Below are 20,704 nucleotides of genomic sequence, written 5' to 3' on the forward strand. Positions count from 1 at the left end.
CTTACATGCCGAGGTAGGCGGCGCGCACCTGTTCGTTGGCGATCAGCGCCTGGCCGCTGTCGGTCAGTGTCACCGCGCCGGTTTCCAGCACGTAGCCGCGGTCGGCGATGGCCAGCGCGGCGAAAGCGTTCTGCTCGACCAGCAGGATGGTCATGCCCTGCGCTTTCAGCGACTTGACGACGTTGAACACTTCCTCGACCAGCAGGGGCGCCAGGCCCATCGACGGTTCGTCGAGCAGCAGCATCTTCGGCCGCCCCATCAACGCCCGGCCGATGGCCAGCATCTGCTGCTGGCCGCCGGACAGCGTGCCGGCCGGCAGGTGGCGCTTTTCCTTGAGGATGGGGAACATCGCAAAGACCTTGTCGAGGTCGCCCTCGACCTGCCCCTTCGGCTGCGTGAAGGCGCCCAGGCGCAGGTTGTCCTCGATTGACAGCGGGCCGAACACTTGCCGCCCTTCCGGGCTCTGGCAGATGCCGCGGCGCACGCGCTGGTCGGCGCGCAGCTTGGTGATGTCGTCGCCGTTGAAGAAGATGCGCCCGGCGCTGATCGGCTGGACGCCCGACAGGGCGCGCAGGAAGGTGGTCTTGCCGGCGCCGTTGGCGCCGACCAGGGCGACCAGCTCGCCTTGGCGCACTTCGAGGTCGATCCCCTTCAGTGCCTTGATCCGCCCGTAGCAGCTCTCCAGGCCGCTGACGCGCAGCATGGTGTCGCCGGCCACGGCATGCGCCGCCGGCTCCAGGTCGCCGCCGCTGTGCGCGCCGAGGCCGACCGATTCCGGCGCCAGGCTGGCGATGCGGTGGAAGAGCTGGCGATACTCGACGCGCGCCTGTTCGCCGAACACCGGATCGGCGTTGTCGAGGAAGGCACGGTCGATGACCGCCCAGTCCTCGGGCAGGAGCACCTCGCGGGCCAGCGGCATGGCATCCTTTTCCTCGGTGCGGATGTGCGACTTCAGGCTCTCGGCGAAAATGCGCAAGTTGCCGGCGAATTCGCCCGGTGCGGTGGCCGGCGCCGCCAGCTGGCGACGCAGCGAACGCAGGATTTCCGGCCCGTTGCGGTGTTCGATCTGCAGGCGGTCGAGCACCGCCGCCGCTTCCGGGCTGCGCTGGCGCAGCGCCGGGAACAGGTATTCGTCCTCCTTGGCATGGTGGCAGGCGTCCATGAAGTGCTCGATGTAGTCGAACACCGAGTGGAAGAAGGCCGGATCGACCGGCTCGCCGGCATCCATTTCGCCGGCAACGAGGTCAAGGGTGACGGCGACGCGCCACAGGTTCTGGTGTTCTTCGGTGATGATGCGCAATGCTTCCATGGCGTTTCCCTCAGGCATGGGTGCCGAGATAGGCGGCGATCACGTCCGGGTTGGCGCGCACTTCGGCGCCGCTGCCTTCGGCCAGTTTCTTGCCGTAGTCGAGGACGAGGATGCGGTCGGACAAGTTCATGACCATCTTCATGTCGTGCTCGACGAGGACGACGGTGACGCCCGCATCGGCGATCTTGCGCACCAGCGCGTCGACCTCGATGGTCTCCTTGGGATTGAGGCCGGCGGCCGGCTCGTCGAGGAAGATCAGGCGCGGCTTCATCGCCAGCGCGCGGGCAATCTCCAGACGCTTGAGGGCGCCGTAGGACATCGCGTCGGCGCGCGCTTCGACGTACTGGCCGAGGCCGACGAAGTCCATCAGCTGCGCCGCCTCGGCGCGCAGTTCGCGGTCGCGCCGGCGCAGCGAAGGCAGGCGCAGCGCCGCCTTGAACGGGTTGCGGTCAAGGCGCAGATGGGCGCCGACCATGACGTTCTCGATGGCGCTCATGTTCATGCAGATCTGCAGGTTCTGGAAGGTGCGAGCGACGCCACGCCGCGCCAGTTCGCTCGGCGCGCGGCCGTGGATGGCCTCGCCGTCGAGCAGGATTTCCCCGCTGGTCGGCTTGTACACGCCGGTGATCAGGTTGAACAGCGTGGTCTTGCCGGCGCCATTGGGACCGATCACCGAGTAGACGATGCCGGCGTCGATGTCGAAGCTGACGTTCTGCACCGCCTTGACGCCGCCGAAATGGATCGACAGGTTGCGCACTTGCAGCAAGCTCATCTCACTCCCCCTTGCCGAAGCGCGCCGCCAGCGTCGGCACCAGGCCGCGCGGCAGGAAGATCATGCACAGCATCAGGATGGCGCCGAAGGCCACCGTCTCCCAGCCCTCGAAGGTGGCCAGCGCCTGCGGCAACGCGGTGAGCAGCACGGCGCCGACCACCGATCCGTACACCGAGGCCATGCCGCCGATGACGACCATGGTCACCAGTTCGATCGAGTGGAAGAAGTCGGCGAAGTTGGGGCTGATGAAACCGATGTAATGCGCCGAGATACTGCCCATCACGCTGGCCGAGAAGGCGGACATGACGAAGATCGCCACCTTGTAGCGGGCGACGTCGACACCGACCACCTGCGACGCCACCTCGGAGCCGTGCAGCGCGCGCAGGGCGCGGCCGAAGGGCGAGTCGATCAGGTTGAGCGAAGCCCAGACGGTGACCAGCAGCAGCGCGGCGACCACCCAGTACCACTGGCGGTCGCTGCTGATCTCGATGCCGAACAGCGCCATCGCCGGCACCGCCATGCCGTCCGGGCCGCCGGTCCATTGCGCCTCGTTGCGCAGCGCGATGTTGATGATGATGCCGAGACCAAGCGTCGCCATCGCCAGGTAATGCCCCTTCAGCTTGAAGATTGGCCGCGCCACCAGCGCCGCCAGCAGCGCCGAGGCGACGGCGCCGGCAAGCAGGGCGAGCAGCGGATGCCAGCCGAAATGGGTTGGCAGCACCGCCGAGGCGTAGGCGCCGATGCCGAGGAAACCGGCGTGGCCGAGGCTGATCTGGCCGGCGAAGCCGATCAGCAGGTTGAGACCGATGACGATGATGGCGTTGATCGCCATCCGTACCGCGAGGTCGATGTAGAAACTGTTGGGCAGCACGAAGGGCAGCACGGCAAGAATGACAGCGAGCAGCCCGAGGCCGAGAAACGGTGTCTTTTTCATGCTTACACCCGATCGGTCGATTTGCCGCCGAACAGGCCGCGCGGCATGAAGAACAGGATGAGCAGGATGAGGACGAAGGGAATCGCGTCCTTGTACGCCGACGAAATGTAGCCGGCGCCCATCGCCTCGAGAATGCCGACCAGCAGGCCGCCGACCACCGCGCCCAGGCCGTTGCCCAGCCCGCCGACGACGGCGGCGACGAAGCCCTTGAGGCCGAGCATGATGCCGACATCGTAGGAAGTCAGGGTGATCGGCGTGATCAGGATGCCGCCCAGCGCACCGAGCGCCGCCGACATGGCGAAGCTGAGGAAGAGCACCCAGCTGGTGTTGATGCCGACCAGTTCCGCCGCCGTCCGGTTGAACGAGGTGGCAAGCATGGCCTTGCCCTGCAGCGTGCGGTTGAAGAAGTACCAGAGCGCGACCACCACCAGCGCGGTGATGCCGAGCACCCATAGACTCTGCGGCAGCAGCGTGGCGCCGAGGATCTCGATCGGCGCGTCGCCGGAGAAGGCGGGCAGGCTGAAGGTGTTCTTGCCCAGCCAGACCTGGACGATGCCGCGGATGACCAGCGAGGCGCCGATGGTGATGATGATCAGCGTCACCGTCTCGGCGCCCTTGACCGGCTCGATCGCCAGCTTCTCGACCAGGACGCCAACTACCGCCGGCACCAGGACGGCGAGCAGCAGAACTACCGGCAGCGGCAGCCCCATCTGGGCGAAGAAGACGGCGAGCATGCCGCCGAGCATGATGAACTCGCCCTGCGCGAAGTTGATGACGTTGCTGGCGTTGTAGATCAGCGTGAAGCCGAGGGCGGCCAGCGCGTACGTCGCGCCGACGGTGACCCCGGAAAACAGGAATTGCAGGAACTGGGCGAGCATCAGCGTCCCCCTGCCCGCAGGCTGGTCATTCTCATGTTGTCTCCTCCGATAGCCCTACATTGTCAAGGGCGATGACCCTGATTGGCAACCGGAACCGCACCGCTTGCCATCGCGCCCCGCCGGCGGCGTTCTGTGTGCCGCTGCGGCGGGACTTCCTTCATGCCAGCGGCGAGTGCGCCCACGGATCGTCGTCGCCCTTGGCCGGCTGCTGCTGGGCGAAAAAGCCCTCGCTGTGGATCAGCTCGTCGCGGGCGCCGAGCGCCCTGGCGGTGGCAACGCAGCTATCGACGAATTCCGGACTGCCGGCGACGAAGACGGTGTGCTTCGACAGGTCGCTGAACATCTGCGGCAGCACGACGTCGATCCGGCCGTGGCGATAGCCTTCGCGCTGCTCGCGGGTCAGCGTCACCTGGTAGTCGAAGTTGCGGTGCTTGGTGCGCCACCAGGCCATCATGCCGGTGCCGTAGACGTCGTCGGCGCTGCGCGCCGAGAACAGCATCGTCACCGGCTTGCGGAACCCCCGGCGCAGCGCCGCCTCGGCCAGCGCCATGACCGGCGCCAGACCGGTGCCGGCAGCCAGGCAGAGCACCGGCGTATCGACCGAGGGGTCGCCGATGAAAGTGCCGTAGGCACCGGAAACCTTGACGCTCTCGCCAACCGCCAGGGCGTCATGAATCCAGTTGCTGGTCACGCCGCCTTCGGCGCGCGCCACCTGCAGCACCAGTTCGCCGTCCGGACGCGGCGCATTGGCGATCGAATAGGCCCGCACCGGCACATCGGCGCGCGGGTTGCCAAGCGTCACGTACTGCCCTGGCCAGTAGCGGATCGGCTGACCGACCGGGCGCAGGCGCAGTTCGACAACGCGTGCGGCAAGCGCCTTCTTGTCGACAACGACGAACAGCGCATCCTCGCGCGGCGGAAAGAGTTTCGGCTTGGCGTCCTCGGTCCCCCATTCAATGGTGATTTCGTCGGAAATCGGCTTCGCCATGCACATCAGGCCGTAGCCCTGTTTACGTTCTTCCTGCGATAGCGCCATGTCGAGGACCATGCCCTGGTCGAACTGACCCTGCGTGACCTTGACCTTGCATTCGCCGCAGGCACCGGCGCGGCAGTTGTTGGGGAGCGCGTAGCCGGCCTTTTCCAGGGCCATCAGCACGGTGTCGCCATAGGCGCAATCGACCGACTTGCCCGAGGGTTGCATGATGATGCGGGCCATGTTGTCTTCCTCTTCGTTCTTATTGGTTTCTCTGTTGCGGCAAGGCCGGCGCCCGGGAGCAGGCGCCGGCCGGCAGGGTCAGAAGACCGGGATGATGTCTTCCATGGCGATGTCGCTGATTTCCTCGCCGGTGATGCCGACTTCCGGAATCGCCGGGAATGGGATGTTGTAGCGGTCGAGCACGCCCTTCAGGTTGATCATCGCGTTCTTCCAGTTCTGCAGCTTGGCCTCGTAGCTCGGGATGCCGAAGCCGGCGCCCCGGGCAACTTCCTCGGCCTCGCGCTGGTTGGCGATGAAGTCGGCGGGCAGGTCCCAGAATTCCATCGGCGGCTCGAACAGCACGGCGGACAGGAACAGGTAACCGGCACGGATCTGCTTGGTGACGATGCTCTTGGTCGCGTCGTCGAGACCCGGATAGTCGCGTTCCATGACCGCCATGCAGATCGCCATGTGGCGGCCTTCGTCGCGGCCGATGTTCTTGAAGCCCTCCTTGAAGACGGCTTCGCGGGAGTTCTCGTACATCTGCTTGAAGATCGTCGCAGCGGCGATCTCACCCATCAGGAAGGAAGAGAACAGCACTGCCAGGTCATACTTCGGCACCGCCTGCTTGTAGCCGGTCCAGTAGCGACCGCCGTTGAAGTACAGCCAGGCGACGTTCTTCTGCAAGCGCTTGCCGAGTTCGGTCTTCGGCTGGTAGGTCAGCGGATCGGAGTGCCCAAGCAGCTTGGTGATGGCCAGGCCGCACATGATCTCGTGGTTCTGCTCGTCGCGAGTGACCGAGAAGAAGCACTTGCGCACCGGGTCTTCCTCATGCACCTCGTAGGTCTTGATCAGCGCCTCGGCGAAGACCGGCGGCGCGGACGCATCGAACACCGACAGCAGGCTCCACCAGTAGGCGATCGATTCGCGCTCTTCCCAAGAGTAACTCTCGACGTCCAGCGTGTCCCAGGGCAGCTTCTCCGGGTCCCAGTTCTCGCGCAGCGCGGCTTCCCAGACCTCCTGCAGCTTCTTCGTCTTGCTGTTCCAGGACAGCGGATAAACGTTGGGCTGCGGTGTTTCCGGCGGGAACTCCATCTTGTCTGCGAATCTTTCCTTGTGGTTGGCCATGGCTCCTCCTTCAGTGGATTTTCGTGATCGTTGAACAGTCGCCCGGCCTTCCGGGCGGCGTTGAGACAATCATGATACCGATACACAATTTGTGTCAACATTTTTTGTATCGGAATACTTGAATTTTTTATCGTAACCAGTTCCTCATTCCAAAATTTCAACAGACGAACCGAAACTTAATCATGGTTATCTAATGTTTTTATTGATGTTTACAAAACGTCAACAACTCATTTCTCTAAACAGAACATTACAAAACGACAAAATTTTCGATACTTTTGATTGACTTTTTATTATTTGATTCGTATCGTTGAAACCAGAAAGACGGCCCGAACCGGTGCCGCCCGACAAGACACCAAGAACAAGGAGACATCCGATGCCCCAACATCTGCTCGACAAGCACCGCGCCGCCCTCGACGGCGCCCTGGAAGCCATCCGCACGCGCGGTTACTGGTCCGCCTATAACGAGATGCCGAGCCCCAGGACTTATGGTGAAACTGCCGCCGATGACGGCAAGGCGGCGTTCAACGCCCACCTCGGCCAGCGCTTTGCTCTCGACCAGCCAGGCGAACAAGGCTGGCATGGCGGCGAGCGCTCGCCTTACGGCATCGAACTCAACGTCAGCTACCCGGTGTGCGACCCGGAAGTGCTGATCGCCGCCGGCCAGAAGGCCATGGACGGCTGGCAGAAGGCCGGCGTCGATGGTCGCACCGGCGTCTGCCTGGAAATTTTGTCGCGCCTTAACCAGCAGAGCTTCGAAATCGCCCACGCGGTGATGATGACCACCGGCCAGGGCTGGATGATGGCCTTCCAGGCCGGCGCCCCGCACGCCCAGGATCGCGGCCTGGAAGCGCTCGCCTATGCTTACCGAGAACAGAGCTTCGTACCGGCCGAGACGGTCTGGGAAAAGCCGCAGGGCAAGAACCCGCCGCTGGTCATGAAGAAGCACTTCGAGATCCTTGGCCAGGGCGTCGGCGTTGTCGTCGGCTGCGCCACCTTCCCGACCTGGAACACCTATCCCGGCCTGTTCGCGGCGCTCGCCACCGGCAACGCGGTGATCGTCAAGCCGCACAGCAACGCCATCCTGCCGGCGGCGATCACCGTGCGCACGATCCGCACCGTGCTCGCCGAAAACGGCATCGACCCCAACCTGGTCACCCTGTGCGTTGCCAATGACCGCAGCGCCACGCAGAAGCTGGTCACCCACCCGGCGGTGAAATCGGTCGACTTCACCGGCGGCAACGCCTTCGGCCAGTGGCTGGTCGACAACGCCCGTCAAGCCCGCGTCTATGCCGAACTGGCCGGCGTCAACAACATCGTCATCGACTCCACCGACGCCTACAAGCCGATGCTGCGCAACCTCGCGTTCACGCTGTCGCTCTATTCCGGCCAGATGTGCACCACCTCGCAGGCGATCTTCGTGCCGGCCGTCGGCATCGACACTGAAGACGGCCACAAGTCCTACGACGAGGTCTGCGCCGACCTGGCCAAGGCCGTCTCCGGCTTCCTGAGCAAGCCGGAAGTCGCGCATGCCGTGCTCGGCGCCGTGCAGTCGGCCGACACCCTGCAACGGATCAAGGATGCCGACAGCGGTGCCCTCGGCCGCGTCGTGCTCGCCTCCAGCAAACTGGAAAACTCGGAATTCCCGGCCGCCGAAGTACGCACCCCGGTGCTGCTCGCCTGCGACGCCGCCGACGAGGCAGCCTACATGGAAGAACGCTTCGGGCCGATCAGCTTCATCGTCAAGGTCGCCGACACGCCGGCCGCCATCGCCCTCTCCGAACGCATCGTGTCCACGCACGGCGCGCTGACCGCCGGCATCTACTCGACCCGCCCGGAGGTCATCGACGCAATGACGGCGGCGACGATGCGCGCCAAGGTCGCCCTGTCGATCAACCTGACCGGCGGCGTCTTCGTCAATCAGTCGGCGGCCTATTCCGACTACCATGGCACCGGCGGCAACCCGGCAGCGAACGCGTCCTACGCCGACGCCGCCTTCGTCGCCAACCGCTTCGTTGTTGTCCAGCGTCGTTACCATATTTGAACTCATGCATAAATCTACTGCGCCCGCCCATCCCGGCCCTGCGATGCTCGCCGTACAGTTGTACGACTGCGCTTCTCGGACCGGCCTGAACGGGCTCGCTACGATTTCTGCACGAGTTCGGGAGAATTGAATGGAATTCACCACCATCCGTTTTGAAGTCAGCGACGGCGTCGCCCGCCTGACCCTGAACCGTCCCGACAAGCTGAACAGCTTCACCGGCGAGATGCACGCCGAACTGCGCGTCGCCCTCGACCGCGTCCAGGCCGACCGCAGCATCCGCGTTCTGGTGCTCAGCGGCGCTGGCCGCGCCTTCAGCGCCGGCCAGGACCTGGCCGATCCCGACATGCAGGCGATAGACGGTCACCAGCCGGACATCGGCAACATCGTCGAGAAGAACTACAAACCGCTGGTGCTGCGCCTGCAGAACCTGCGCGTGCCGACCCTTGCCGCGGTCAACGGCATCGCCGCCGGTGCCGGCGCCTCGGTAGCGCTGGCCTGCGACCTGGTCGTTGCGACGCAGTCGGCGTCCTTCCTGCAGGCCTTTTCCAAGATCGGCCTGATTCCCGACACCGGCGGCACCTGGTTCCTGCCGCAACGGGTCGGCATGGCGCGCGCCATGGGGCTGGCCCTGCTCGCCGACAAGCTGCCGGCAGCGAAGGCCGCCGAGTGGGGGCTGATCTGGGAATGCGTCGCCGACGACACCTTTGCCGCCCGCATCGACGCGCTCGCCGCCCAGCTCGCCGCGCTGCCGACCAAGGCCCTGGTGCGCACCCGCCAGGCGATGCATGCCGCCCCCGGCCACACGCTGGAGCAGCAACTCTCCTTCGAGGGCGGCTTCATGCGCGAACTCGGCTGGAGCGCCGACTACGCCGAAGGCGTCGCCGCCTTCATGGAAAAACGCGCGCCGAAGTTCACCGGGGACTGACGATGGCCGCCCTTCCTCAAACTGCGGTCGTCGCCGTGGTCGGCGCCGGTGCCATGGGCGCCGGCATCGCCCAGGTCGCGGCGCAGGCCGGCCATGTCGTGCGCCTGCTCGACAACCGGCCAGGCGCCGCCGCCACAGCGATCGACGGCGTTCGCGCCCAGTTCGCCAAGCTCGCCGCCAAGGGCAAGTTGAGCACTGTCGAGGCGGAGGCCGCCGGCCGGCGTCTGCAGGCCGTCGAGACGCTGCCCGACCTGGCCGGCTGCGCGCTGGTGGTCGAAGCCATCGTCGAAAACCTCGCCGCCAAGCAGGCCCTGTACGCCGAACTGGAAACCATCGTCGGCGACGACTGCCTGTTCGGCACCAACACCTCGTCGATCTCGGTCACCGCCATCGGCAGCGCCCTCAAGCGCCCGCAGCGCCTGGCCGGGCTGCACTTCTTCAACCCGGCGCCGCTGATGGCCCTGGTCGAGATCGTCTCCGGCCTGGCTACCGACTGCGCCGTCGCCGACACGCTGTACGCCACCGCCACCGCCTGGGGCAAGACGCCGGTACATGCCAAATCGACCCCCGGCTTCATCGTCAACCGCGTCGCCCGCCCCTACTACGCCGAGGCACTGCGCCTGCTGCAGGAAGGCGCCGCCGACCCGGCGACGCTCGACGCCGTGCTGCGCGAAGCGGGCGGTTTCCGCATGGGACCGTTCGAGTTGATGGACCTGATCGGCCACGACGTCAATTTCGCCGTCACCAACTCGGTGTGGCGCGCCTTCTATAACGACCAACGCTTCCTGCCCTCGCTGATTCAGCAGGAACTGGTCGACGCCGGCTTCTACGGCCGCAAGAGCGGGCGCGGCTTCTACGATTATTCCGCCGACGCCGCCCGCCCGGCGCCGCAGACCGAAGCACCTTGCACGCCGGCCGGCAAGATCGTCGTCTGCGGCGAATCGCCGCTCGCCGAAGCGCTGGCCGAACGGCTGCAGCACGGCAAGCTGTCGTTCAGCCGGGCGCCGTCCAGCGACGGCCGCGTCGCCGAAATCGGCCGCGCCGCACTCTTCCAGACCGACGGCCGCTCGGCCACCGAGCGTGCCGCCAGCGACGGCGTCGCCAACTGCGTGCTGGTCGACCTGGCGTTCGATTACGACACCGCCGGCCGCCTCGCCGTCGCCGTCGCCGCACAGTGCGAGCCGGCTGCCGCCGAAGCCGCCATCGGCCTGCTGCAGGCCGCCGGCTACGCCGTCTCGCAGCTGGCCGACGTGCCCGGCCTGGCCGTCATGCGCACCGTCGCCATGCTCGCCAACGAGGCCGCCGACGCGGTCAACCAGGGCGTCTGCGCCGCCAGCGCCGCCGACGCGGCGATGCGCCTGGGCGTCAATTACCCGCGCGGCCCGCTGGCCTGGGCCGACCAGGTCGGCGTCGCCGCCATCCGCGACGTGCTCGCCAACCTCGGCGCCAGCTACGGCGAAGACCGCTACCGCGTCTCGCCGCTGATCCGCCGCGCCGTTTTTGCTGGAAAGAACCTCCATGACTGAAACCCGACTCAGTGCCGCCGAGGCACAAGCGCTCGCCGAAGCCACCGCCGCCGCGATGTACGCCCGCGACGCCGCCGCCCAGACGCTCGCCATCCGCATCGTGCGCGTCCAGCCGGGCGCCGCCCTGCTGACGATGACGGTCCGCCCCGACATGGTGAACGGTCACCACATCTGCCATGGCGGCATGATCTTCACGCTGGCCGACACCGCCTTCGCCTACGCCTGCAACAGCTACAACAAGAACACCGTCGCCTCGGCCTGCCACATCGACTTCCTCGCCCCCGCCCGCGAAGGCGAAACACTCGAAGCCGAAGCCGTCGAACGCTCGGCAGCCGGCCGCACCGGCGTCTACGACATCACCGTGCGCAACAACCACGGCACCACCATCGCCCTGTTCCGGGGCAAGAGCTACCGCATTGCCGGCGAGGTGATCGCCGGACTGCAACAGGCCGACCGAGCCTGAAACCACCCTAGAACGGAGGAGACCACCATGACCGTCAAGACCCCCGCGCCGGGCGACCTCGAAGCGATCGAAACCGCCAGCCGCGACGAAATCTCGGCACTGCAGCTCGAACGCCTGAAATGGTCGCTGCGCCACACCTACGAAAACGTCGAGCCCTACCGCCGCAAATGCCTGGAAAAGGGCGTTCATCCGGACGACCTGCACTGCCTCGCCGACCTCGCCAAGTTTCCGTTCACGACCAAGGCCGACCTGCGCGACAACTACCCCTTCGGCCTGTTTGCCGTGCCGCGCCAGCAGGTCGTCCGCCTGCACGCATCGAGCGGCACCACCGGCAAGTCGGTGGTGGTCGGCTACACGCAGAACGACATCGATAACTGGGCCAAGCTGATCGCCCGCTCGCTGCGCGCGGCCGGCGTGCGGCGCGGCGACATGGTGCATAACGCTTACGGCTACGGCATGTTCACCGGCGGCCTCGGCGCCCATTACGGCATCGAGCGCCTCGGCTGCACCGTGGTGCCGATGTCCGGCGGACAGACCGAAAAGCAGGTGCAGCAGATCGTCGATTTCCGCCCCGACGCGATCATGGTCACCCCCTCGTACTCGCTGGTGATCGCCGAGGAATTCGAGCGCCTGGGGATCAAGCCGGAAGAAATCTCGCTCAAGGTCGGCATCTTCGGCGCCGAGCCCTGGGGCGAAGGCATGCGCCACGAGATCGAGAAGAAGCTCGGCATTGACGCCATCGACATCTACGGCCTGACCGAAGTCATGGGCCCGGGCGTCGCCTGCGAATGCATCGAGACCAAGGACGGCCCGGTGATCTGGGAAGATCATTTCTACCCCGAGATCATCGATCCGGAAACCGGCGAGGTGTTGCCCGACGGCGAGGAAGGCGAACTCGTCTTCACCTCGCTGACCAAGGAAGCCTTCCCGGTCATCCGCTACCGCACCCGCGACCTGACCCGCCTGCTGCCGCCGACCGCCCGCGCCTTCCGCCGCATCGGCAAGATCACCGGACGCACCGACGACATGCTGATCATCCGCGGCGTCAACGTCTTCCCCACCCAGATCGAGGAGCAGATCCTGCGCGACCCGCGCCTGGCCGGCAACTACCAGCTGGTGGTGACGCGCGACGGCCACCTCGACAACCTCGAAGTGCGCTGCGAAGTGCAACGCGAACTGTCGGGCAAGCTGTCGTCCGCCGATACCCAGGCGATCGGCAAGGAACTGCAGCACCGGATCAAGACCATCATCGGCGTATCGACGCGGATCACCGTCATGGAATTCGACGCCATCCCGCGCACCCTGGTCGGCAAGGCCAAGCGCGTGCTCGACGAACGGCCGAAGCAGAACTGAGGAAAGCACAATGACCCAAGCCTTCATCTGCGACGCCATCCGCACCCCGATCGGCCGCTACGGCGGCGCCCTCAGCAGCGTACGCGCCGACGACCTCGGCGCCATCCCGCTCAAGGCGCTGATGGAACGCAACCCGCAGGTCGACTGGCGCGCCGTCGACGACCTTATCTACGGCTGCGCCAACCAGGCCGGCGAAGACAACCGCAACGTCGCCCGCATGTCCGGCCTGTTGGCCGGCCTGCCGCTCGAAGTACCGGGCACCACGGTCAACCGCCTGTGCGGCTCCGGCATGGATGCCGTCGGCCTCGCCGCCCGTTCGATCAAGGCCGGCGAAGCGACGCTGATGATCGCCGGCGGCGTCGAGAGCATGTCGCGCGCGCCCTTCGTCATGGGCAAGGCGGAATCGGCGTTTTCGCGCAACGCGGCGATTTTCGACACGACCATCGGCTGGCGCTTCGTCAATCCGGCGATGAAGCAGCTGTACGAGACGCACTCGATGCCGCAGACCGCCGACAACGTCGCCGCCGACTTCAACATCGGCCGCGCCGACCAGGACGCCTTCGCCGTCCGCTCGCAACAGCGCTGGGCCGCCGCCCACGCCGCCGGCCGTTTTGCCGACGAACTGGTGCCAGTGCTGATCCCGCAGAAAAAGGGCGAGGCCAGGGTGGTCGATACCGACGAGCATCCGCGCCCGGAAACCACGCTCGAACAGCTGGCCAAGCTGAAGGGTGTGAACGGCCCCGAGCTGAGCGTCACCGCCGGCAACGCCTCCGGCGTCAATGACGGCGCCTGCGCCCTGCTGCTCGCCTCCGAAGCCGCCGCCGGCCGCTACGGGCTGACGCCGCTGGCCCGCGTCGTCGGCATGGCGACCGCCGGCGTCGCGCCGCGCATCATGGGCTTCGGCCCGGCGCCCGCGGTGCGCAAGGTGCTGGCGCAGACCGGCCTGACACTCGAACAGATGGACGTCATCGAACTCAACGAAGCCTTTGCCGCGCAGGCGCTGGCCGTGTTGCGCGACCTCGGCCTGGCCGACGACGCGGCGCACGTCAATCCGAACGGCGGCGCCATCGCCCTCGGCCACCCGCTCGGCATGAGCGGCGCCCGCCTGGTGACAACCGCCGCCTACGAGCTGAAAAGGCGCAACGGACGCTTCGCACTGTGTACCATGTGCATTGGTGTCGGACAGGGCATTGCGATGATCATCGAGCGTGTCTGACCCCACCGCAATCGACAACAACCCGAAGGAGGAGACCCACCCATGAAGACCAGCCTGAAACAACTCGTCGCCGGGGCCGCCCTGGCTTTCGGCGCCCTCGGCGCATTGGCCGCCGAGCCGATCAAGATCGGTTCGGTACTCTCGGTCACCGGCCCCGCCGCCTTCCTCGGCGACCCGGAACTGAAGACGCTGCAGCTCTACGTCGCCGAGATCAACAAGAAGGGCGGCGTCCTCGGCCGCCCGCTCGAACTGGTGCATTACGACGACGGCAGCGATGCCGGCAAGGCCAACGGCTTCACCAAGCGCCTGATCGAAGACGACAAGGTCGACGTCCTGGTCGGCGGCACCACCACCGGCTCGACGATGTCCGCCGTGCCGCTCGCCGAGAAGGCCGGCATTCCCTTCGTCTCGCTCGCCGGTGCCGTCGTCATCATCGAGCCGGTCAAGAAGTTCGTCTTCAAGACCCCGCACACCGACCGCATGGCCGCCGAAAAGGTCTTCGAGGACATGAAGAAGCGCGGCATCAGCAAGGTCGCCCTGCTTTCCGAAACCTCCGGTTTCGGCGCCTCCGGCAAGAAGGAGACCGAAGCGGTCGCCGGCAAGTACGGCATCACCCTGGTCGCCAATGAAACCTACGGGCCCAAGGATACCGACATGAGCCCGCAGCTGACCAAGATCAAGAACAGCGCCGGCGTCCAGGCCGTCTTCGTGTTCGGTCTCGGCCAGGGTCCGGCGATCGTCACCAAGAACTACAAGCAGCTCGGCATCGCCCTGCCGCTCTACCAGTCGCACGGTGTCGCTTCCGACGAGTTCCTGAAGCTCGCCGGCCCGGCCGCCGAAGGCGTCCGCCTGCCGTCGCCGGCTCAGCTGATCCCGGAAAAGCTGCCCGCCAACGACCCGCAGAAGGCCGTCGTCACCGCCTACGCCACCGCCTACAAAGCGGCCTACAAGACCGACGTGTCGACCTTCGGCGGCTACGCCTACGACGGCCTGATGCTGGCGCTCGACGCGATCAAGCGCGCCGGCAGCACCGACAAGGCCAAGGTCCGCGACGCCCTCGAAGCCACCAAGGGCTTCATCGGCACCAGCGGCACCTTCAACATGTCGGCGACCGACCACATGGGGCTCGACCTGTCCGCGTTCCGCATGCTGGAAGTGAAGAACGGCGACTGGGCACTGGCCCAGTAAGCCGTTCCCGACCCGCAAACGATCACTGCACTTCGGGCCGCCCCGGGGTTGGGCGGCCTTTTTTTGGGGATTTTTGCCATGAGCAATGTCGTACTGAGCGAAGTCCACGGCAAGGTGGGCCTGATCCGCATCAACCGGCCGGCAGCGATGAACGCGCTGAATAACGAGGTGGTCGACGGCATCGCCGCCGCCATCGACGCTTACGAAGCCGACGAGAACATCGGCTGCATCGTCCTCACCGGCAACGAGAAAGCCTTCGCTGCCGGCGCCGACATCGGCTTCATGAAGGACTTCGACTACATGCACGCCTACCAGACCGACTTCATCACCCGCAACTGGGAGCGCATCAAGACCACGCGCAAGCCGGTGATTGCGGCGGTGGCCGGCTTCGCGCTGGGCGGCGGTTGCGAAATGGCGATGATGTGCGACATGATCTTCGCCGCCGATACGGCCAAGTTCGGCCAGCCGGAAATCCGCCTCGGCACGCTGCCCGGCGCCGGTGGCACGCAGCGCCTGCCGCGCGCCGTCGGCAAGGCGAAGGCGATGGACCTCTGCCTGACCGCGCGCATGATGGACGCCGCCGAAGCCGAGAAGGCCGGCCTGGTCGCCCGCGTCATCCCGGCCGAGCAGCTTCTGGACGAAACGCTGAAGGCCGCCACGACCATCGCCGGCTATTCGCTGCCGGTGGTGATGATGATCAAGGAATCGGTCAACCGCGCCTTCGAATCCTCGCTCAACGAGGGCCTCTTGTTCGAACGCCGCGTCTTCCATTCGGTCTTCGCCCTCGAAGACCAGAAGGAAGGCATGGCCGCCTTCGTCGAGAAGCGCAAGCCGGCGTTCAGGAACCGCTGAGGGAGAATTTGCATGTACGAAACCCTGGAAATCGAACGCAAGGGGCCGGTAGCGACGATCTGGATGAACCGTCCGGCCGTCTTCAACGCCTTCGACGAAACGCTGATCGCCGAACTGGCCGCCGCCTGCCGCGAGCTGGAAGGCGATGCCGGGGTGCGCATCGTCGTCCTCGGCGGCCGCGGCCGGCATTTCTCGGCCGGCGCCGACCTCAACTGGATGAAGCGGGCAGCGCAGTTCGGCGCCGAACAGAACCTAGCCGACGCCCGCAACTTCGCCGCCATGCTCAACGCCCTGGCCAGCCTGCGCAAGCCCACTGTCGCCCGCGTTCAGGGCGCCGCGCTGGGCGGCGGCACCGGCCTGACCGCCGCTTGCGACATGGCGATTGCTGCCAGCGACGCGAGCTTTTCGACCTCGGAAGTGAAATTCGGCATCATCCCGGCGGTGATCAGCCCCTACGTGCTGCGCGCCATCGGCCCGCGCCACGCGCTGCGCTACTTCCAGAGCGGCGAGAAAATCGGCGCCGAACGCGCGCTGGCAATCGGTCTGGTCGGCGAGGTGGTCGCCCCCGATGCGCTCGACGCCGCGGTCGACCAGCTGACCGCGGCGCTGCTGCAGGGCGGGCCGCTCGCCCAGAACGCCGCCAAGGAGCTGATTGCCGCCGTTGCCGGGCGGCCCATCGACGCCGCCCTGGGCGAGGAAACGGCTGGCCGCATCGCCCGCCAGCGGGCGACCGCCGAGGCCCGCAACGGCATCGCCGCCTTCCTCGACAAACAGCCGCCGGCCTGGCTCGCCTGAGGCCGCTACTGCGGCGGCTTCGGCTCGCCGGTGGCGCCCAGACGCAGCGACAAGGCCGCCGCGTGATGACGCACGCGCTGCACCAGCTCGCCCTCGGCACCCATGTCGAACATGCCCTGAACGCCAACCGCCACCAGGGCCATGGTGATTTCGTTGCGGAAGTTGAAGACCGGCGCCGCCACCGCGGCGACGCCGCGCACGCGATGAAAGCCCTCGGTCGAGGCGAAACCCTGGGCGCGAATGCCGGCCAGCATGGCCTCGACAGCGGCCTTGCTACGCAATTCGGCCGGCAGGTCGGCGGCCTTCAGTTCGGCGGCGAGCAGCGGCGCGACGACCTTGCGCGGCATCCAGGCGGCGAAGATGCGGCCGGTTGCCGACGACAGCAGATCGAGCACGGTGCCGGTGATGACATTGACCGTGATCGGCCGCCGCGGCCGTTCCCAGCGCACCACGACCGGCCCCTTGTCGCCCCAGACGGCGAGCGCCGTCGTCTGGTTGATCTCGTCGCGCAGCTCGGCGATGACGTTGAGGCCGAGGCGCACGCGATCCAGTCGGTCGAGCGCGACGAGGCCGACGTTGAGCGCGAACGGCCCGAGGTCGTAACGCGAACTCATCGGGTCCTGCTCGACCAGGCCGGCGCGGATCAGGCTGACCAGGTAGCGGTGCGCCTTCGACGGCGGCATGTCGGCCGCCGCCGCGATGTCCTTGAGCATCATCGAGCGCTGGCCGTCGACCATCGCCCGCAGGATGCTCATGCCGATCTCCAGCGACTGTACGCCGTGCCGGCTGTCGATTTCGTCGTTCATCCAGAATTCCTCATAGCAAAATGAGTTCTATAATAAAGCATCCTGAACCCAGCGAGCACCTTTCATGACATCCCTTCGCGTCTACGCCATCGACGGCATCACGCCGGTCGTTGATCCGACCGCCTACGTCCATCCGAGCGCCGTCCTGATCGGCGACGTAATCGTCGGCCCCGGCTGCTACGTCGGCCCCTGCGCCTGCCTGCGCGGCGACTTCGGCCGGCTGATCCTGGAACGCGGCGCCAACCTGCAGGACACCTGCGTCATGCACGGTTTTCCCGGCACCGACACGGTGGTCGAGGAAGACGGCCACATCGGTCACGGCGCGGTACTGCACGGCTGCCGCATCGGGCGCAACGCGCTGATCGGCATGAACGCGGTGATCATGGACAACGCCGCCATCGGCGCCAACAGCATCGTCGCCGCCTCGTCCTTCATCAAGGCCGGCGAGCAGGTGTCGGACGGCGTGCTGGTCGCCGGCGTCCCGGGGCGCGTCGTGCGCCCGCTGCGCGACGAGGAAATCGCCTGGAAGATCGAAGGCACGAAGACCTACCAGGACCTCGCCCGGCGCAGCCTGGCGACGCTCGTCGAAACCGCGCCGCTGACCGCTGTCGAGGCCGACCGCAAGCGCATCGAGATGCCCGAAGTGGTGCCGCTGGTAACCCTGAAGCAGCGCGCAGGCGCCGACTGATTCCATCAAGCCAGCGGATCGTCCTGACTGAAGCGGCGGGCCAAGGTGCCGTCCTCGCCCGGCGTGCTGCCGTCGGCGACGCAGAGCATGGCGTCGAGATGGCGCGACGAGGCGGCTTCCAGCCGCTTGTAGATTTCCTTGCACAGCAGACGTGCCTGCTGGCCGGGCCATTGCGCCGGCAGCAGCACTTCCGGCAGTTCCGGGTCGCGCAGCAGCATGCGCCGGTAGTCGTGGATCAACAGCAGGCGCAGCAGGTAGGCGTCACCGTCGCTGAGTTCGAGCGAGGCGTCGCGCTGCAGTTCGTCGAGCACCGGCTGGTAGCGATCGACGAAATGCCCGTAGGCGCCTGACAAGGCGTCGAGATTCCAGGCCCGGGCAACCAGATCGGCGTCGCTCGCCGACAGCGCCGACCGGGCATCGGCGGCGAACAGCGGCAGCAGCGCGCCGAGCGCGTCGGCCAGGCCTTCGGCGACCAGCGCGTCGAGCACGGTCGACAATTCAGCGCCAGGATGCACGAAGCACTCGCCGCCGAGCACGCCGAAGCCCTGCCAGAGCAAGGCATTGCGCACCTGCTCGCGCTCCTTGGGCGGCAATTCGCCGACCACCAGGATCAGGCGCCAGCGGCGGTCCCAGAGCGGCGCCCGCGACGCGTAGATGTGCCGGGCCGCTTCCTCGAAGCGCCGGCGCCCGGCCGCGGTCAGTGCATAGTCGGCACGCCGGCCGAGGGTTTCGGTACGCAGCCATTCTTCCTTGACCAGCCGGAACACCGAGGTGCGGATCAGCCGCTCGTTGAGGTCGAGCGGTTCGAGCAGGCGGATCAGGCTGCCCAGCCAGATCTTGCCGCCGCGCGGGAGCACGGCGTCGCCGAAGGCGGTGATGATCAGGGAACCGGCCTGGACGCGGCGTTTTTGCCGAAAATCGGCCAACCTTTGTTGTATTGCATTGCCCACAGAATCATAATCCTGTCAAAGCAGCGGCAGAAAAAAGCCGGAACTGGATTGGGAATTGCCCATCTTAACCGATCCATGCCCATCATTCCAAATGACTTTTTTAAAACCCCGGCAACAGGACAGCCGCCACAACTCAAAACCAGAACAGCAACGTGACACGAATTTCATTCGCAAAACAATTAATCTGTATTGCTTTCACCCTCAGCAGCCCGCTGCTGCAGGCAGCGCTACCGGAACACCGGCCGGTTCCTGGCGGCGTTGCCATCATCGACCTTGGCAGCAGCGAACAGCCGGCTCCGCGTGCTTTCCTGGGCGAACAAGGGCTGGCGGTGATCGCCGAGAGCGGGCGCTGGCACGCACTGGTCGGCATTCCGCTCGATACGCCGCCGGGAACGCAAGCGATCCGCGTCGAGACCGGGAGCGGCACGGCAGCGCTGGAATTCACCGTCGCCCCCTGGGCTTATGGCGAGCAGCGGCTGCGCCTGCGCAACCGGCGCCAGGTCGAACCGACGCCCGAGGATTTGCGCCGCATCGAACGCGAACAGGCACACACGGCGGCGATCAAGGCAAGTTTCAGCGCTGCCACGCCGGACAGTGACTTCGCCCGGCCGAGCCAGGGCCGCCTGTCGTCACGCTTCGGCCTGCGCCGCTTCTTCAACGGCCAATCACGCCTGCCACACAGCGGCCTCGATTTCGCCGCCCCCGCCGGCAGCCCGGTGCTGGCGCCAGCGGCCGGCAGCGTGGTGGACACCGGCGATTACTTCTTCAACGGCAATACCGTCTTCCTCGACCACGGCCAGGGGCTGATCAGCGCCTACATGCACCTGTCGCGCATCGACGTCGCCGTCGGCCAGCGCGTCGAGCGCGGCGAGCGGCTGGGCGCGGTCGGTACCAGCGGCCGCGCCACCGGACCGCACCTGCACTGGACGGTGATCCTCAACGCGACACCAGTCGATCCCCTGCTCTTCCTCAGCCGCCCCTGAGCCGGCGGCTTACATGCCGAGCGAGCGCAGCAGATCCTCTTGCTCGTCGGCGACCGCTGCCGGGACCCCCATGGCGTTGGCGCCGACCTGCTCGATCAGCGCGTCAGGGTCGGGAATCTCCTGGGCGTCAAACTCGTTGATCTGGATGAACTCGGTGTGGTCGATCGCCAGCTCGAGGTAGAAGATGTTGTTGCGCGCGGTATAGAAGGTGACGCGACGGGCTTCCGGGCGATCGAGGTTGGTGTCGACGCTGAGGATGACCTGCTTGTTGAGGACCAGCATCTTCGGCTGGTTCTGCGTGATGTGGGTCTGCAGTTCGCGGCCGATCTTGCCGGTGAAATTGCCGACGATCTGGTTCATCAGCTCGCCCATCACGTTGCTCACCTCGTCCGCGGTATGCGAGGTCGCCAGGTCGTCACGCGCCATTCCCATGCTGAGCAGGTAGCCCTCGTAGATTTCCATCGCCGCCGCGGCCGAGAAATTGAGCACGACCAGCCCGGTGAAGCCGCCGTCGAACAGCACGAAACAGCCGATATCGGGTTTCAGGCAGGTCTTGGTGATGCGCTGGACCATGCCGGAATAACGCACCTGGCTGCAGGTGGCGACGTTGAGCACGTCGGTGACCGAATTGCACAGGCTGCGCAGGATGTCTTCGGTGCCGAAGACGACAGGCGAATTTTTTTCGTTCATGGTCGGGCAAGG

General features: G+C 66.3%; 20 protein-coding genes. 11 read left to right on the forward strand and 9 right to left on the reverse strand.

Going from position 1 to position 20,704, the window contains the following annotated elements; all coding sequences use genetic code 11:
- Position 1 precedes the first annotated feature (1 nt).
- The 6 genes from ACE3OV_RS01555 to ACE3OV_RS01580 form a co-directional block, all read right to left on the reverse strand.
- Positions 2 to 1,309: an ATP-binding cassette domain-containing protein gene (locus tag ACE3OV_RS01555; RefSeq protein WP_374324341.1), complete on the reverse strand. Its 1,308-nt coding sequence runs from the start codon at positions 1,307 to 1,309 to the stop codon at positions 2 to 4.
- A 10-nt stretch (positions 1,310 to 1,319) separates the two neighbouring features.
- A complete protein-coding gene (locus ACE3OV_RS01560; RefSeq protein WP_374324343.1) occupies positions 1,320 to 2,081 on the reverse strand; it encodes an ABC transporter ATP-binding protein in 762 nt (253 codons plus the stop codon).
- Position 2,082: 1 nt separating this feature from the next.
- Positions 2,083 to 3,015 (reverse strand): branched-chain amino acid ABC transporter permease, encoded by a 933-nt coding sequence (locus ACE3OV_RS01565; protein WP_374324345.1) that lies wholly within the window; start codon positions 3,013 to 3,015, stop codon positions 2,083 to 2,085.
- 2 nt (positions 3,016 to 3,017) lie between these two features.
- Positions 3,018 to 3,893, reverse strand: coding sequence for a branched-chain amino acid ABC transporter permease (locus ACE3OV_RS01570; protein WP_374324347.1), 876 nt, complete (start codon positions 3,891 to 3,893; stop codon positions 3,018 to 3,020).
- Positions 3,894 to 4,050: 157 nt separating this feature from the next.
- Positions 4,051 to 5,109, reverse strand: coding sequence for a 2Fe-2S iron-sulfur cluster-binding protein (locus ACE3OV_RS01575; RefSeq protein ID WP_374324349.1), 1,059 nt, complete (start codon positions 5,107 to 5,109; stop codon positions 4,051 to 4,053).
- Between the two features lie 78 nt (positions 5,110 to 5,187).
- On the reverse strand, positions 5,188 to 6,216 hold the full coding sequence (locus ACE3OV_RS01580) for a hypothetical protein (RefSeq protein WP_374324352.1): 1,029 nt from the start codon (positions 6,214 to 6,216) through the stop codon (positions 5,188 to 5,190).
- Between the two features lie 373 nt (positions 6,217 to 6,589).
- Here ACE3OV_RS01580 and paaN point away from each other — a divergent pair, with 373 nt between their 5' ends.
- The 9 genes from paaN (at position 6,590) to ACE3OV_RS01625 (ending at position 16,575) form a co-directional block, all read left to right on the forward strand.
- Positions 6,590 to 8,257 (forward strand): phenylacetic acid degradation protein PaaN, encoded by a 1,668-nt coding sequence (paaN, locus tag ACE3OV_RS01585; RefSeq protein WP_374324354.1) that lies wholly within the window; start codon positions 6,590 to 6,592, stop codon positions 8,255 to 8,257.
- 130 nt (positions 8,258 to 8,387) lie between these two features.
- A complete protein-coding gene (paaG, locus tag ACE3OV_RS01590; RefSeq protein ID WP_374324355.1) occupies positions 8,388 to 9,182 on the forward strand; it encodes a 2-(1,2-epoxy-1,2-dihydrophenyl)acetyl-CoA isomerase PaaG in 795 nt (264 codons plus the stop codon).
- A 2-nt stretch (positions 9,183 to 9,184) separates the two neighbouring features.
- Positions 9,185 to 10,708: a 3-hydroxyacyl-CoA dehydrogenase PaaH gene (gene paaH / locus ACE3OV_RS01595; protein ID WP_374324357.1), complete on the forward strand. Its 1,524-nt coding sequence runs from the start codon at positions 9,185 to 9,187 to the stop codon at positions 10,706 to 10,708.
- Positions 10,701 to 11,171: a hydroxyphenylacetyl-CoA thioesterase PaaI gene (paaI, locus tag ACE3OV_RS01600; protein ID WP_374324359.1), complete on the forward strand. Its 471-nt coding sequence runs from the start codon at positions 10,701 to 10,703 to the stop codon at positions 11,169 to 11,171. The genes paaH and paaI overlap by 8 nt, the downstream gene beginning before the upstream one ends.
- Before the next feature lie 27 nt (positions 11,172 to 11,198).
- Positions 11,199 to 12,524 (forward strand): phenylacetate--CoA ligase PaaK, encoded by a 1,326-nt coding sequence (gene paaK / locus ACE3OV_RS01605; protein ID WP_374324362.1) that lies wholly within the window; start codon positions 11,199 to 11,201, stop codon positions 12,522 to 12,524.
- Between the two features lie 10 nt (positions 12,525 to 12,534).
- A complete protein-coding gene (gene pcaF, locus ACE3OV_RS01610; protein ID WP_374324365.1) occupies positions 12,535 to 13,740 on the forward strand; it encodes a 3-oxoadipyl-CoA thiolase in 1,206 nt (401 codons plus the stop codon).
- 42 nt (positions 13,741 to 13,782) lie between these two features.
- Positions 13,783 to 14,928 (forward strand): ABC transporter substrate-binding protein, encoded by a 1,146-nt coding sequence (locus ACE3OV_RS01615; RefSeq protein WP_374324367.1) that lies wholly within the window; start codon positions 13,783 to 13,785, stop codon positions 14,926 to 14,928.
- Positions 14,929 to 15,006: 78 nt separating this feature from the next.
- Positions 15,007 to 15,780, forward strand: a complete 774-nt coding sequence (locus ACE3OV_RS01620) for an enoyl-CoA hydratase (protein ID WP_374324369.1) — start codon at positions 15,007 to 15,009, stop codon at positions 15,778 to 15,780.
- A gap of 12 nt (positions 15,781 to 15,792) precedes the next feature.
- Positions 15,793 to 16,575 (forward strand): enoyl-CoA hydratase/isomerase family protein, encoded by a 783-nt coding sequence (locus tag ACE3OV_RS01625; RefSeq protein WP_374324371.1) that lies wholly within the window; start codon positions 15,793 to 15,795, stop codon positions 16,573 to 16,575.
- A gap of 5 nt (positions 16,576 to 16,580) precedes the next feature.
- Here ACE3OV_RS01625 and ACE3OV_RS01630 read toward each other — a convergent pair whose 3' ends face one another.
- Positions 16,581 to 17,381, reverse strand: coding sequence for an IclR family transcriptional regulator (locus tag ACE3OV_RS01630; protein WP_374324372.1), 801 nt, complete (start codon positions 17,379 to 17,381; stop codon positions 16,581 to 16,583).
- Between the two features lie 64 nt (positions 17,382 to 17,445).
- Here ACE3OV_RS01630 and ACE3OV_RS01635 point away from each other — a divergent pair, with 64 nt between their 5' ends.
- Positions 17,446 to 18,069, forward strand: a complete 624-nt coding sequence (locus ACE3OV_RS01635) for a phenylacetic acid degradation protein PaaY (RefSeq protein WP_374324374.1) — start codon at positions 17,446 to 17,448, stop codon at positions 18,067 to 18,069.
- Positions 18,070 to 18,074: 5 nt separating this feature from the next.
- Here the strand turns inward: ACE3OV_RS01635 and paaX are convergent, their stop codons facing one another.
- Complete coding sequence (gene paaX, locus ACE3OV_RS01640; protein WP_374324376.1) at positions 18,075 to 18,995, reverse strand: phenylacetic acid degradation operon negative regulatory protein PaaX; 921 nt, start codon at positions 18,993 to 18,995, stop codon at positions 18,075 to 18,077.
- Between the two features lie 176 nt (positions 18,996 to 19,171).
- On the opposite strand from paaX, the gene ACE3OV_RS01645 reads away from it, so the two are divergent.
- Positions 19,172 to 20,002: a peptidoglycan DD-metalloendopeptidase family protein gene (locus ACE3OV_RS01645; protein WP_374324378.1), complete on the forward strand. Its 831-nt coding sequence runs from the start codon at positions 19,172 to 19,174 to the stop codon at positions 20,000 to 20,002.
- Positions 20,003 to 20,011: 9 nt separating this feature from the next.
- On the opposite strand, the gene ACE3OV_RS01650 is transcribed toward ACE3OV_RS01645, so the two are convergent.
- On the reverse strand, positions 20,012 to 20,692 hold the full coding sequence (locus tag ACE3OV_RS01650) for a DUF3334 family protein (RefSeq protein WP_374324380.1): 681 nt from the start codon (positions 20,690 to 20,692) through the stop codon (positions 20,012 to 20,014).
- Positions 20,693 to 20,704: the final 12 nt, after the last annotated feature.

Origin of the sequence: Azonexus sp. (genome assembly GCF_041909095.1) — a bacterium.
In the GTDB taxonomy this organism is placed as follows: domain Bacteria; phylum Pseudomonadota; class Gammaproteobacteria; order Burkholderiales; family Rhodocyclaceae; genus Azonexus.

What these genes read in the sequence shown, in the direction of transcription:
- ACE3OV_RS01650 (WP_374324380.1), bottom strand. Translation starts at nt 20,692, where the DNA reads ATGAACGAAAAAAATTCGCCTGTCGTCTTCGGCACCGAAGACATCCTG.
- pcaF (WP_374324365.1), top strand. Translation starts at nt 12,535, where the DNA reads ATGACCCAAGCCTTCATCTGCGACGCCATCCGCACCCCGATCGGCCGC.
- ACE3OV_RS01625 (WP_374324371.1), top strand. Translation starts at nt 15,793, where the DNA reads ATGTACGAAACCCTGGAAATCGAACGCAAGGGGCCGGTAGCGACGATC.
- ACE3OV_RS01560 (WP_374324343.1), bottom strand. Translation starts at nt 2,081, where the DNA reads ATGAGCTTGCTGCAAGTGCGCAACCTGTCGATCCATTTCGGCGGCGTC.
- paaG (WP_374324355.1), top strand. Translation starts at nt 8,388, where the DNA reads ATGGAATTCACCACCATCCGTTTTGAAGTCAGCGACGGCGTCGCCCGC.
- ACE3OV_RS01555 (WP_374324341.1), bottom strand. Translation starts at nt 1,309, where the DNA reads ATGGAAGCATTGCGCATCATCACCGAAGAACACCAGAACCTGTGGCGC.
- ACE3OV_RS01630 (WP_374324372.1), bottom strand. Translation starts at nt 17,381, where the DNA reads ATGAACGACGAAATCGACAGCCGGCACGGCGTACAGTCGCTGGAGATC.
- paaH (WP_374324357.1), top strand. Translation starts at nt 9,185, where the DNA reads ATGGCCGCCCTTCCTCAAACTGCGGTCGTCGCCGTGGTCGGCGCCGGT.
- ACE3OV_RS01620 (WP_374324369.1), top strand. Translation starts at nt 15,007, where the DNA reads ATGAGCAATGTCGTACTGAGCGAAGTCCACGGCAAGGTGGGCCTGATC.
- ACE3OV_RS01615 (WP_374324367.1), top strand. Translation starts at nt 13,783, where the DNA reads ATGAAGACCAGCCTGAAACAACTCGTCGCCGGGGCCGCCCTGGCTTTC.
- ACE3OV_RS01570 (WP_374324347.1), bottom strand. Translation starts at nt 3,893, where the DNA reads ATGCTCGCCCAGTTCCTGCAATTCCTGTTTTCCGGGGTCACCGTCGGC.
- ACE3OV_RS01580 (WP_374324352.1), bottom strand. Translation starts at nt 6,216, where the DNA reads ATGGCCAACCACAAGGAAAGATTCGCAGACAAGATGGAGTTCCCGCCG.
- ACE3OV_RS01635 (WP_374324374.1), top strand. Translation starts at nt 17,446, where the DNA reads ATGACATCCCTTCGCGTCTACGCCATCGACGGCATCACGCCGGTCGTT.
- paaI (WP_374324359.1), top strand. Translation starts at nt 10,701, where the DNA reads ATGACTGAAACCCGACTCAGTGCCGCCGAGGCACAAGCGCTCGCCGAA.
- ACE3OV_RS01565 (WP_374324345.1), bottom strand. Translation starts at nt 3,015, where the DNA reads ATGAAAAAGACACCGTTTCTCGGCCTCGGGCTGCTCGCTGTCATTCTT.
- paaK (WP_374324362.1), top strand. Translation starts at nt 11,199, where the DNA reads ATGACCGTCAAGACCCCCGCGCCGGGCGACCTCGAAGCGATCGAAACC.
- paaN (WP_374324354.1), top strand. Translation starts at nt 6,590, where the DNA reads ATGCCCCAACATCTGCTCGACAAGCACCGCGCCGCCCTCGACGGCGCC.
- ACE3OV_RS01575 (WP_374324349.1), bottom strand. Translation starts at nt 5,109, where the DNA reads ATGGCCCGCATCATCATGCAACCCTCGGGCAAGTCGGTCGATTGCGCC.